Here is an 11,617-nt window from a genome sequence, read left to right on the forward strand (position 1 = left end):
TTCGGGCTGAAGTGGAACATGGGCTGGATGCACGACTCGCTGGAATACGTGCAGAAGGAGCCGGTGCACCGCAAGTACCACCACCACGACATGACGTTCTCGATGGTGTACGCCTACAGCGAGAACTACGTGCTGCCCATCTCCCACGACGAGGTCGTGCACGGCAAGCAGGCGCTGGTGTCGAAGATGCCCGGCGACTGGTGGCAGCGGCGCGCGAACCACCGGGCGTACCTGGGCTTCATGTGGGCCCACCCCGGCAAGCAACTCCTCTTCATGGGCCAGGAGTTCGCGCAGGGTGCCGAGTGGTCGGAGAAGCACGGGCCCGAGTGGTGGCTGCTGGCCGACGACTACCACTCCGCGGCCGACCACCGGGGCATGCGCGACCTGGTGCGGGACCTGAACACGGTGTACCGGGACGCCCCGGCGCTGTGGCAGCGGGACACCGAGCCGGGCGGCTTCCAGTGGTCGATGTGCGACGCGGCCGACGACAACGTCTTCGCGTTCGTCCGGTACGCCGAGGACGGCACCCCGCTGCTGGCGGTGTCCAACTTCTCGCCCGTGGTCCGGGAGGACTACCGGCTCTGGGCGCCCGAGCAGGTGAACGCCTGGCAGGAGGTGCTCAACACCGACGCGGTCCGGTACGGCGGAAGCGGTGTCCAGGTGGGTGACGCGGGCAAGCTCTGCCCGGAGGACGGCCGGCTGCGGCTGACGCTGCCGCCGCTCGCCACGGTCTGGCTCACGCCCGCCCGCTGAGCCCGCCGCGAGCGGCACCCGACGAGGGGCGGCCGGGGTCACGACGACCCCGGCCGCCCCTCTCGGCGTGCCCCGGCTGCCGCGCCGATACCCGTACGGAACGGCGGCACCCGGGACCCACCGGACACCCGCAGGTCATCAGGGGATCACGACTTTCTCCTTCCCCGCACCGAAACCGCTTCCCCGCGCTACATTCGTGCACCGCCGACACAGAGCCGATCGGCGGGGCCACCCTCCGTACTTCCAGGAGCAGCGCATGCGCGACGTCGCCTCCGCTCCGGCAGCGTTCCCGCCGCCCGCCGGCGGGCTCGCCGACACTGTCTTCGAAAGAGCCGAGAAGAACCCAGGACTCCCCCTGCTCGCCCGGCACGCCAAGGACGCTCCCGGCGGCTGGGAGACGGTCACGGCCGGCCAGCTGAGGGACGAGGTGGTCGGGCTGGCCAAGGGGCTGGTGGCCGCCGGGATCTCACCGGGCCACCGGGTCGCCCTGATGGCCCGCAACCGCTACGAGTGGACGGTGCTGGCGCACGCGCTGTGGACCGTGGGCGCGGAGATCGTCCCGATCCATCCGACGTCCTCGCGGGACCAGGTGGAGTGGATGCTGCGGGACGCGGCCTGCGTGGCCGTGGCGGTCGAGGACGAACTGGGCGTGATGACGGTCGGCACGGTGTGCGCGGCGCTCCCCCGGCTCCAGCACGTCTGGCAACTGGACGCGGGCGCGCTGCCCGAACTCACCGCGCGGGGCGTGGACATCCCGCTGACCACCGTGGAGTCGCTGCGCCGGATCGTGCTGCCCGACTCCACCGCGGCGGTCACCTACACCTCCGGCGCCACCGGCCGCCCGATGGGCTGCGCGCTCAGCCACCGCGGACTCGCCTACCCCTGTGACGTGCTGCTGGCCGGGTGGGGCCACACGGCGGCGCAGCCGGGCGAGCAGCCCTCGGTACTGGCGTTCCTGCCGTTCTCGCACGTCTACGGCATCATGATCCAGACGTTGTGCCTGCGCGGCGGCTTCCTGATGGCGCACGAGCCGGAGGGGTCCGAGGAGGCGCTCGCCTCGGCGCTGAGCACCTTCCGGCCGACGTATCTCTACGGCGTCCCGTCGGTGTTCGAGAAGCTGTACAAGACGTTCCTGAGAACGGCTCAGCAGGCGGGCCGGGGCGCGCTGTTCGAGCGGGCGGCACAGACCGCGCGGGACTTCGCGGAGGCCGAGGAGCGCGCCAGGCTCGGCATCGGCACGGGCCCCGGACTGGATCTGCGGCTCCAACACGCCCTGTACGAGCGGACGGTGTACCGCAAGCTCCGCTCCGCGCTCGGCGGCCGGGCCCGGCGGGGCACCTCTGGCGGGTCCTCGCTGAGCCGTGAATTGTCACTGTTCTTCGAGGGCATCGGCCTGTACATCCACGACGGGTACGGGCTGACGGAGACCTCCGGCGGGATCACCATGCAGCCGCTGGGCCGGGAGAAGTCGGGGACGGTGGGCGTGCCGCTGCCGGGCACCGAGGTCCGGGTGGCCGAGGACGGGGAGATCCTGGTGCACGGCCCGTCGGTGTTCCAGGGCTACATCGGCGACGAGGCGCGCACCCGCAGTGTGCTGCGCGGGGGCTGGCTGGCGACCGGTGACATCGGGCGGCTGGACCGGGAGGGGTATCTGACCATCACCGGCCGCAAGAAGGATCTCATCGTCACCTCGAGCGGCAAGAGCGTGGCGCCCGCCCCGCTGGAGCAGCGGCTGCGGATGCACCCGCTGATCCATCAGGCGGTGGTGGTCGGCGAGGACCGGCCCTGCATGGGCGCGCTGATCACCCTGGACCCGGAGTTCCTCTCGCACTGGCGGGCCGCCCTGGCGCTGCAGGGCGACTTCGAGGGACGGGAGAGCCGGGAGGAGAGCGCGCTGCGCGAGGAGCTGGCCCGTGCCATCGCGTCGGCCAACAGCACGGTGTCGCGTGCCGAGTCGATCCGGGTCTACCGGGTCGTGCAGGAGCCGTTCGCCCCGGACAACGGTCTGCTGACGCCGTCGCTGAAGCTGCGCCGGGACGTCATCGCGCGGCACTACGCGGCCGAGATCGACGCGATGTACAAGGCACGTTCGCGTGCCGCGCGGGGCGGGCGGAGCCCGGAACCGGCGGACTGGGACGAGCCGGACGACGTGTTCCGGTGAGCCGCTCGACCGTTGGGCGTCACGATCACGCGTAATCCGCGTCGCGCTGGGAACCCGCCCTGGTGAACTGACCAGCGACCATGACCGCCCCGGAGTGCGAGGCCCGTGTCCGGGCCCGCTCCGGGAGAGCGGGCCAGGGAATGCGAGATGGCGACAGAACGGCGTTGGGACGGCACCCCTCCCTCCGAGAGGGCGCACGAGCGTGCCTTCCGCTTCCCCGGTGAACTCCCGAACGTCACGGGGGCACGGCTGGCCGCCGAGGAGTTCCTGCGCGGGCTCGCCCGGGAGGCTCCGCCCAGCGCCCCGGAGTACTGGGACGACATCCTGCTGGTGGTGACGGAGCTGGCGGCCAATGCGGTTCAGTTCGCGCCGGGTCCGTTCGGGCTGCGGATGCGGCGCACCTTCGACGGGGTGCACGTGACCGTACACGACACCAGCACGGTGGTACCCGAGCCGCGTCCGTTCAGGCCGAGTTCGGGCGGCGGTGGTATCGGCTGGCATCTGGTGCACACCCTGTGCGACCAGGTCAGCGTGGTGGTGGTCGAGGACGGCAAGGACATCCACGTCTTCCTGCCCTGGTGAGGGCGCCGGGAGGTGTACCGGTGCGGAATCGGGTTACTCCGCGGCGTGGAGGGGCAGGCTGCTGCCCACGCGTTCGCCGCCGGGCGCTTCCGACTGGCGGAACGGCTCGGAGCACGGTGGGATCGGGTGTGGTGGCAGTGGTCCCGGGCATGCGAACGGCGTCCATCCGGACCGACGGGAGCCGCAGAAGGGAACAACACCGTGACACGACGACCCAGGATTCTGGTGATCGGCGCAGGCTTCGCCGGAGTCGAGTGCGTCCGCCGGCTGGAGCGCAAACTCGGCCCCGACGAGGCGGACGTCGCCCTGGTGACGCCGTTCTCCTACCAGCTCTACCTTCCGCTGCTGCCGCAGGTCGCCTCCGGCGTGCTGACGCCGCAGTCGATCGCCGTCTCGCTGCGCCGCAGCAAGAAGTACCGCACCCGGATCATTCCGGGCGGGGCGATCGGGGTGGATCTGGAGGCGAAGGTATGCGTCATCCGGAGCATCACCGACGAGATCATCGACGAGCCCTACGACTACCTGGTGCTGGCGCCGGGCAGCGTGACCCGCACCTTCGACATCCCCGGCCTCGCCGAGCACGCCTTCGGCATGAAGACGCTGGCGGAGGCCGCGTACATCCGTGACCACGTCATCTCGCAGCTCGACCTCGCGGACGCCAGCGACGACCCCGAGGAGCGGGCGGCGCGGCTGCAGTTCGTGGTGGTCGGCGGCGGTTACGCGGGCACGGAGACGGCGGCCTGCCTGCAGCGGCTCACCCACGCGGCGGTCCGGCGCTATCCGCGGCTGGACCCGAGCCTGATCCGCTGGCATCTGATCGACATCGCGCCGAAGCTGATGCCGGAGCTGGGCGACCGGCTCGGCAAGCAGGCGCTGAAGATCATGCGCGACCGGGGCATCGACGTCTCCCTCGGGGTGTCTGTCGCCAAGGTGACCGAGGACGAGGTCACCTTCACCGACGGCCGGGTGATCCCGTCGCACACCCTGATCTGGACGGCCGGTGTGGTCGCGAGCCCCCTGATCGGCACGCTGGACGCCGAGACGGTGCGGGGGCGGCTGGCGGTGACCCCGGAGATGACCGTGCCGGGCCACGACGGGGTGTTCGCGCTCGGTGACGCGGCCGCCGTGCCGGACCTCGCCAAGGGCGAGGAGGGCGCGATCTGCCCGCCGACCGCGCAGCATGCCATGCGGCAGGGCCCGAAGGTGGCGGACAACATCATCCACTCGCTGCGCGGCGAGCCGCTGGAGCCGTACGTCCACAAGGACCTCGGTCTCGTGGTGGACCTCGGCGGCAAGGACGCGGTGTCCCGGCCGCTCGGCATCGAGCTGCACGGCATCCTCGCCCAGGCCGTGGCGCGCGGCTACCACTGGTCCGCGCTGCGCACCGGGGTCGCCAAGGCGCGGGTGATGGTGAACTGGCTGCTGAACGCCGTCGCCGGTGACGATTTCGTCCGGACCGGCTTCCAGGCCCGCAAGCCCGCCCAGCTCAAGGACTTCGAGTACACCGACTCCTACCTCACGCCGGACCAGGTCCGCGAAGAGGTGCGGAAGGCCGAGGCGGAGGGCAAGGTGCGGGGGAAGGTGACCGGGGGCTGAACCGGGTGAGCCGAGGTGCCGGAGGCCGCCGTCCCGTCGTGGGGGCGGCGGTCTCCGGCGGCTCGGGGCCCGTGGTTGCAGGGGGCGCGGGCGCGCCGGGCCCATGTCCGCTGGCCGGCGGCGAGCTCGGTGGGGCGTCGTGACATCCTGGGTCGCAGATCATGGTTCCGGCACGGGAGAGAGCGCGGCGGCGTGAAGGCAAGGGGACGGGCGCTTCTGGTACGGCTGTGGGACCGGCTCGCCGCGTCCGATCCGGGACTGCTGCGGCTGATCGCGGGCCTGCGCACGGTGGCCGCGATCGCCCTCACCCTCATCCTGCTGGCCTCGCTGCGCTTCCCGGTCCCCCAGTTGGTCGCGGGCGCGATGGCGGCGATGGCGGCGACCTTCGCCGTGCGGGAGACGGACCGCGGCAAGCAGGCCGTCACGGTGGCGCTGTCCCTGCCGGTCGCGCTGGCCGCGGTGTCGGCGGCGGCGGTACTGAACCGCTGGCCGCTGGTCAGCGACATCTCCTTCCTGCTGATCATCTTCGCGGCCGTCTACGGCCGCCGGTTCGGCGACCGGGCCACCGGGCTCGGGCTGATCGGCTTCCAGGTCTACTTCCTGTCGCTGTTCGTACGGGCGACGCCGTCGATGCTGCCCTCGCTGTACCTCGTGATCACGGTGGGGGTCGGGTGCAGCGCGTTCGCGCGGTTCGTGCTGATGCCGCAGACGGAGGCGGGCACGCTGGACCGGCTGCGGCGGGCCTTCCGGGCCCGGCTGGGGCAGCTGCTGGGCACGCAGATCGAGCTGCTGGACGCGGGCCCGGACGACGTGGACAAGGTCGTGGAGGACCTGCGCACCGGTACGGCCCGGCTGCACGAGACGGCGCTGATGATCCAGGGCCGGCTGGAGGGGGGCACCTCCGACGACGCGACGGCCCGGCTGGTGCAGCGGCGTGTCGCGGACGCCGAGATCGCCGCCGAGCGGCTCGGCCTGATGCTGCTCACGGCGCGCAGCGCCGAGCGGACCAACACCCTGACCCTGCATCTGCCGGGCGCGCCGGTGCCGCCCGGCCGGATGCTGCCGGTGCGGGACCCCGCGACGGAGACGATGCGCCGGGACCTGGAGGCGCTGCGGCTGCTGGTGCTGCGCCCGGTGGGCGAGACCTCCGGAACGGCGCTGGCCCACGTGCGCAACCGGCTGCTGGGCTACCGCGAGGAGGACAACCTGCCCGACGCGTCCCCGGCCGTGCAGGACGTGTTCCGGGGCATCGGTGAGGCGGCGCGCGCGGTGCTGGGTCTGCGGACCGCGCTGGACGGCCCGCAGGACGAGTCCGACGACACCCCGGCGACCAGCCGGTCCCGTGAGGAGCTGGACGCCGAGGACGCGGCGATCGAGATCAGCGAGGAACCCGACGCGGAGAAGCCCGCGGAGACCGGGCTCCGGCGTCCCACGACGCGGGCGGCCATCCAGGTGGCGGTGGGGGCGTCGCTGGCCATCATGGGCGGTGAGCTGCTGTCCCACCAGCGCTGGTACTGGGCGGTGCTGACCTGCTGGATCGTGTTCATCAACACCACCTCCACTGGGGAGATCCTGGTGAAGGGCGGCCGGCGGCTGCTCGGCACCGTCCTCGGGGTGGTCGCCGGAATCGGGCTGGCCGGTGCGGTGGGACACCACACGTGGACGGCGTTCGCGCTGGTGCTGGTGTTCGTGTTCGCGATGTTCTACACCGCTCCCCTGTCGTACACGCTGATGTCGTTCTTCGTGACGGCGGCGCTGGGGCTGCTCTACACCCTGCTGAACACGTACAGCACGTCGGTGCTGGTACTGCGGGTGGAGGAGACGGCGCTGGGCGCGGCCTGCGGGGTGATCACGGCGGCGGTCGTACTGCCGGTCCACACCGACCGGCGTACCAACGAGCTGCTGGTGAAGGTGCTGGACAAGCTGGCCGAGCTGACGCAGGCCGCCGTTGACCAGCTCAGCGGGCGGCCACACACGGATCTGGTGGACCGGGCCCGCGAGCTGGACCAGGCGCTGGCCGATCTGCACGCCGCGACCAAGCCGCTGACGCACCCGGTGACCCCCTTGCGCTCCCGCCGGGACACCGCGCGGTACGTGGTGGCGCTGCTGGAGACCTGCGCTTACCACGGGCGGTCGCTGGCGGCCACGGCGGAGCTGCTGCCGAGCAACCCGTCGATCGCGGCCGATCCCCGGCTGCGCGGGGTGTGCAGCCGGATCGTGCACAACATCGAGGCGATCGCCGACCACGTCCGCGACCCGCACTCCTCGGCCGAGCTGGAGACCGGCCCGAGCATCGCCTCCAAGCTGGAACCCGGCACCCTGGCCATCCCCCGCTACGGCCGCGTCACCGACCGCGTCCTGCGCCACCTCCAGCGCCTGGACGAGGCGGTCTCCGGCCTCGCCCGCCCGCTCGGCGTCCCGGTGAAGGTGGAGGCGGCGAAGAAGTGACGGCCGCCCCTGCCCCTTGAGCGGCCCGTCCGCGCGAGGGTCCTGGACCTCGGCCCGGACGCGGGCGCAGATGTGGTGCAGGAGGCGCGGCCGGCGATGCGGTGGGCCATGGGCAGCCAGGCGGTGGTGAGTTCGGCACGCAGGGCATCGCGTTCGGGGCCGTCCGGCAGTGCGGCGAGCCGGGTGAAGAGGGCGGCGGTGTCGGGCGCGTCGTCATGGCTCCGCCGAGGCCGGGCGGCTGCGGCGGAAGGGGTGTCCGCGGGGTGGATCGGCATGAACGAGCGCTCCTGACGGTGGCGGGTGCGCGGCCGGGAAGGGGCCGTGTTCAGCGCAGGGGTACGACGGCGGTGACGCACTTGCCGCCGCGCGGAAGTCCGGCCACCCGTACGTCACGGGCGAGGAGGCTGACGATGGGCCACCCCCGGCCGCCGGTGCGGCTCCGGTCGGCCTCGGAGTCCGGCCGGACCGTGGTGTCCGGGAGTTCGTCGCTGCGGTCGCTCACCGACAGCCGTACGCCGCGGGCGTCGACGTCGACCTCGAAGCGGGTGATGCCGCCGCCGTGCAGGATGGCGTTGGCGGTCAGCTCGGAGGCGACCAGCAGGGCGTCCTCAAGGGTCTCGTCGGCGCAGGTGAGCGCGCGGTCCCGACAGCGTTCGGTCACCGCGCGGCGTACGTCCCTGCGGGCGTCGGCCGGCCGGTACCCCATGGTCCTGCGGCTCTGCCGAGGCACAGCCGGGGCACTGGTCGCGTGCTGCTCGCACATGGTGTCGTCCCTCCCTGGCGTGTCGCCCGGTCTTTCCCGGCGTGCTGCCGGACGGCCGGGGTCTCTTCCTTGCGGCTCACCCCTCGCGGCGATGTCAAACACCGTCCGCCCGCGTGCCTTTACCGGGCGCGAAGCGGGTAGGAGCCCGGCATGAGCGATGTCGTGGACGCGGACGAACTGTTGCGGCGCATCCGGCGGGGCCGGGATCTGGCCGCCGAGGAGGAGCGGGCGTGGCTGGAGCGGGCGCAGAGCCTGACGGCCACCGATCCGGACCGGGCACGGGAGGCGACCGAGCGCGCGCTGACGTACCAGGTGGTGGCCGGGGTGCTGACGGAGATCATCGCGCCGGGCAGCCATCCGGTGGACGCCGGCGGGACGGGAGCGGCGACGGGAGCGGCGGGAGTGAGGCACGTCACGTGATACCGGTGTCCATACCGGTCGGACGCCCTGTGGTTTATCATTCATCCATATCGGGGCGCGACCCGGACCGGTACCCGTGTGTTCCGCGCGCTTCCGCATCGACTGCCCTGGCTGGTTTCCCCCGTCCAGCCAGGGCTTTTTCCTGCCTGCGGCACGGCGGACCCGCGCGCGGCCGTCCCTTCGAGGTGCCCCGCGCGGCGGCAGCGGCTCCAATGGGCTTAGGGAACCACCCGAACGGCCGCCGGTGAGGAGCCCCGCGTATGACCAAAGCGATCAAACTGCTTACCGCCCTGCCACAGGCCCAGCGGGAACGGCTGATGGAACTGGCCAAGGAGGTCTCCTTCCCGGAGGACACTCGCGTGTTCGAGGCGGGCGGCGTCGCGGACCGGTTCTGGGTGATCCGCTCGGGCGCGGTCTCCCTGGACCAGCAGGTGACCTCCCGGCAGTACATCACCGTGGCCACGCTCGGCGCCGGTGACCTGCTCGGCTGGTCCTGGCTCTTCCCGCCCTACGAGTGGGACTTCGGAGCGGTGGCGTTCAGCAACGTCCGCGCCTACGAGTTCGAGGGGCCCTCCGTGCTCGCGCTGTGCGTGGAGGACCCGCTGCTCGGGCTGTCGCTGGTGCGCACGGTGGCCGAGATCCTGGCCCACCGGCTGGAGACGACCCGCGGCAAGCTGATGGACCAGTACGCGATCCGGCGGATCACCCCCCTGTAGGGCCCCGGTCAGATGCGGTAGCGGCGCAGCGCGGGCATGGCGGCGGCCAGCGCCAGCATCACGACGACCACCAGCGCCCCACCGCCCGCGACGGCTGCGCGGGTGCCGAACAGCGATCCGGCGGTGCCGTGCAGGACGTCGGCGAGGCGGGGGCCGCCGGCGACGACCACGGTGAAGACGCCCTGCATCCGGCCGCGCATCTCGTCGGTAGCGGCGGAGAGCAGGATGGCGCCCCGGAAGACCATGGAGACCATGTCGGCCACGCCCCCGGCGGCGAGGAAGGCGACGGCCACCCAGAGGTTGCCGCTCAGCCCGAACCCGACGACGGCGAGCCCCCAGCCGACCACCGAGCCGATGACCATGAGGCCGTGCCTGCGGGCCCGCGAGAACACGCCGGAGAACAGCCCGCCGAGCACCGAGCCGACCGGGATGGCGGCGAAGAGCAGCCCGAGCGCGAGCCCCGAGCCCCAGGCGCCGTAGGTCTGCGCGGACAGCTCCGGGAAGAGGGCGCGGGGCATGCCGAAGACCATGGCGACGATGTCGGCGAGGAAGGACAGTAGCAGCACCTTGTGCCCGGCGATGTACCGGAACCCAGCCACGATCTCCCGCACCCCGGCACGCCGGGCGGCGGCCTCGCCGAGCGGGGGCAGGGCGGGCAGCCGGAACACCGCCCACACGGTGAAGATCAGCGCGAGGGCGTCGATGAGGTACAGCTCGGGCAGTCCGATGACCGGGATCAGCACACCGGCGAGCAGCGGTCCGGCGACCAGGCCGGTCTGCATGACGGTGGTGCCGAGCGCGTTGGCCGCGGGCAGCTCCCCGGCCGGGACCAGCCGGGCGACGGATGCGCTGCGGGCGGGCTGGTTGAGGCCGAAGAACGCCTGCTGGGCGGCGAGCAGGACCATCAGCACCGGCACCGAGTCGAGGCCGGTGACGGCCTGGGCCCAGAACAGCAGCGAGGTCACCGCGATGCCGATGTTGGTGACCAGCAGCAGCTTGCGCCGGTCCACGGTGTCCGCGACGGCTCCGCCCCACAGCGCGAAGACCACCATGGGCACGAGCCCGGCGAGGCTGGCGTAGCCGACCCAGGCCGAGGACTGGGTGATGTCGTAGATCTGCTTGGGTACGGCGACCGCGGTGAGCTGGCTGCCGACGGCGGTGACGATGGTCGACGACCACAGGCGCCGGTAGGCCGGTATGCGCAGGGGGCGGGTGTCCATCGCCCAGCGGCGCCAGCCGCGTGCGGGCGGGTCCCCTCCGGGCGTCCCGGTCGTGCCCGCGTCGGTGGGGCTGCTGCTCTCGCTCGTGTCCACGGAGGTCCTGGTTGCTCGATACATCTTTCGATTGCGAGCCTCACTATCGCAGCAACGCCCCGCGAAAGCCGAACGTTTTGCCTCCTCAGGCGCCGATCAGCAGCATCGCCCCGAGACCCAGCATGGTGACGGCGACCAGCCCGTCCAGCACCCGCCAGGCGGCGGGACGGGCCAGCACCCGGCCGAGCAGGCGGGCACCGAGGCCGAGGGCGGCGAACCAGCACAGGCTGGCCAGCGCCGCGCCCAGCCCGAAGGTCCAGCGCAGCGGGCCCCGGTCCGCGGCCAGGGAGCCGACCAGGAAGACGGTGTCCAGGTAGACGTGCGGGTTGAGCCAGGTCATCGCCAGGCAGGTGAGCACCGCGCGCCGGATCGACCCGGCCGCCTCGCCGTCCGTGCTCAGCCCGCCGGTGCCGGGGCGCAGGACGCGCCGGGCGGCGAGGGCGCCGTAGCAGAGCAGGAAGACGCCGCCGACGATGCCGACCGCCCGTACCGCGTCCGGCCAGGCCACCACGATGGCGCCGACCCCCGCGACGCCGAGGGCGATGAGCACGGCGTCCGAGAGCGCGCAGATGCCCACCACGGCGAGGACGGCATGCCGGCGGACCCCCTGGCGCAGGACGAAGGCGTTCTGTGCGCCGATGGCGACGATGAGGGAGAGACCGGTGCCGAAGCCGGCGGCCGCGGCGGTGAGCGCGTTGTTCATGCCCTCGACGTTAGGGACCGGATCACCGCGCGTACAGCTAAAGATTCTTACGTACCCTTAGCTCTCGTGATGAACGAGCTTCCCCTAGAGCAGGTGCGGACGCTGCTGGCGGTGGTGGACGAGGGCACCTTCGACGCGGCCGCCGCCGCGCTGCATGTGACG

At 72.3% G+C, this 11,617-nt stretch carries 10 protein-coding genes and 2 pseudogenes; 8 read left to right on the forward strand and 4 right to left on the reverse strand.

Going from position 1 to position 11,617, the window contains the following annotated elements:
• The 5 genes from GT030_RS20570 to GT030_RS20590 all read left to right on the forward strand — a co-directional run.
• A partial coding sequence (locus tag GT030_RS20570; protein WP_202460345.1) for an alpha amylase C-terminal domain-containing protein occupies positions 1 to 753 on the forward strand: 753 nt, incomplete at its 5' end.
• A 256-nt stretch (positions 754 to 1,009) separates the two neighbouring features.
• Positions 1,010 to 2,914, forward strand: a complete 1,905-nt coding sequence (locus tag GT030_RS20575; protein ID WP_161202356.1) for an AMP-dependent synthetase/ligase — start codon at positions 1,010 to 1,012, stop codon at positions 2,912 to 2,914.
• Between the two features lie 147 nt (positions 2,915 to 3,061).
• Positions 3,062 to 3,496, forward strand: a complete 435-nt coding sequence (locus GT030_RS20580) for an ATP-binding protein (protein WP_161202357.1) — start codon at positions 3,062 to 3,064, stop codon at positions 3,494 to 3,496.
• Between the two features lie 201 nt (positions 3,497 to 3,697).
• Entirely contained in the window at positions 3,698 to 5,092 is a 1,395-nt protein-coding gene (locus GT030_RS20585) for an NAD(P)/FAD-dependent oxidoreductase (RefSeq protein WP_161202358.1), read from the forward strand.
• 225 nt (positions 5,093 to 5,317) lie between these two features.
• On the forward strand, positions 5,318 to 7,540 hold the full coding sequence (locus GT030_RS20590; RefSeq protein ID WP_161202364.1) for an FUSC family protein: 2,223 nt from the start codon (positions 5,318 to 5,320) through the stop codon (positions 7,538 to 7,540).
• A gap of 86 nt (positions 7,541 to 7,626) precedes the next feature.
• Here GT030_RS20590 and GT030_RS36610 read toward each other — a convergent pair.
• Together GT030_RS36610 and GT030_RS20600 are read right to left on the reverse strand one after the other, a co-directional pair.
• Positions 7,627 to 7,815: pseudogene (locus GT030_RS36610) on the reverse strand (B/F/G family RNA polymerase sigma-70 factor); the annotation flags it as partial.
• A 50-nt stretch (positions 7,816 to 7,865) separates the two neighbouring features.
• Positions 7,866 to 8,246, reverse strand: coding sequence for an ATP-binding protein (locus GT030_RS20600; protein WP_237522708.1), 381 nt, complete (start codon positions 8,244 to 8,246; stop codon positions 7,866 to 7,868).
• Between the two features lie 207 nt (positions 8,247 to 8,453).
• Here GT030_RS20600 and GT030_RS20605 point away from each other — a divergent pair, with 207 nt between their 5' ends.
• Both GT030_RS20605 and GT030_RS20610 read left to right on the forward strand, forming a co-directional pair.
• Positions 8,454 to 8,723 carry a hypothetical protein gene (locus GT030_RS20605; RefSeq protein ID WP_161202360.1) on the forward strand — a complete coding sequence of 90 codons (270 nt, stop codon included), beginning with the start codon at positions 8,454 to 8,456 and terminating at the stop codon, positions 8,721 to 8,723.
• Between the two features lie 260 nt (positions 8,724 to 8,983).
• A complete protein-coding gene (locus tag GT030_RS20610; RefSeq protein WP_161202361.1) occupies positions 8,984 to 9,439 on the forward strand; it encodes a cyclic nucleotide-binding domain-containing protein in 456 nt (151 codons plus the stop codon).
• A gap of 8 nt (positions 9,440 to 9,447) precedes the next feature.
• Here the strand turns inward: GT030_RS20610 and GT030_RS20615 are convergent, their stop codons facing one another.
• Together GT030_RS20615 and GT030_RS20620 are read right to left on the reverse strand one after the other, a co-directional pair.
• A complete protein-coding gene (locus GT030_RS20615; RefSeq protein WP_161202362.1) occupies positions 9,448 to 10,776 on the reverse strand; it encodes an MFS transporter in 1,329 nt (442 codons plus the stop codon).
• Positions 10,777 to 10,837: 61 nt separating this feature from the next.
• Positions 10,838 to 11,455, reverse strand: a complete 618-nt coding sequence (locus GT030_RS20620; RefSeq protein ID WP_161202363.1) for a LysE/ArgO family amino acid transporter — start codon at positions 11,453 to 11,455, stop codon at positions 10,838 to 10,840.
• Positions 11,456 to 11,521: 66 nt separating this feature from the next.
• Here GT030_RS20620 and GT030_RS20625 point away from each other — a divergent pair.
• Positions 11,522 to 11,617, forward strand: a pseudogene (locus GT030_RS20625) (ArgP/LysG family DNA-binding transcriptional regulator); the annotation flags it as partial.

This window comes from Streptomyces sp. SID1328, assembly GCF_009865595.1.
GTDB lineage: Bacteria > Actinomycetota > Actinomycetes > Streptomycetales > Streptomycetaceae > Streptomyces > Streptomyces griseoluteus.

What these genes read in the sequence shown, in the direction of transcription:
- GT030_RS20575 (WP_161202356.1), top strand. Translation starts at nt 1,010, where the DNA reads ATGCGCGACGTCGCCTCCGCTCCGGCAGCGTTCCCGCCGCCCGCCGGC.
- GT030_RS20580 (WP_161202357.1), top strand. Translation starts at nt 3,062, where the DNA reads ATGGCGACAGAACGGCGTTGGGACGGCACCCCTCCCTCCGAGAGGGCG.
- GT030_RS20600 (WP_237522708.1), bottom strand. Translation starts at nt 8,246, where the DNA reads ATGGGGTACCGGCCGGCCGACGCCCGCAGGGACGTACGCCGCGCGGTG.
- GT030_RS20605 (WP_161202360.1), top strand. Translation starts at nt 8,454, where the DNA reads ATGAGCGATGTCGTGGACGCGGACGAACTGTTGCGGCGCATCCGGCGG.
- GT030_RS20610 (WP_161202361.1), top strand. Translation starts at nt 8,984, where the DNA reads ATGACCAAAGCGATCAAACTGCTTACCGCCCTGCCACAGGCCCAGCGG.
- GT030_RS20615 (WP_161202362.1), bottom strand. Translation starts at nt 10,776, where the DNA reads ATGTATCGAGCAACCAGGACCTCCGTGGACACGAGCGAGAGCAGCAGC.
- GT030_RS20620 (WP_161202363.1), bottom strand. Translation starts at nt 11,455, where the DNA reads ATGAACAACGCGCTCACCGCCGCGGCCGCCGGCTTCGGCACCGGTCTC.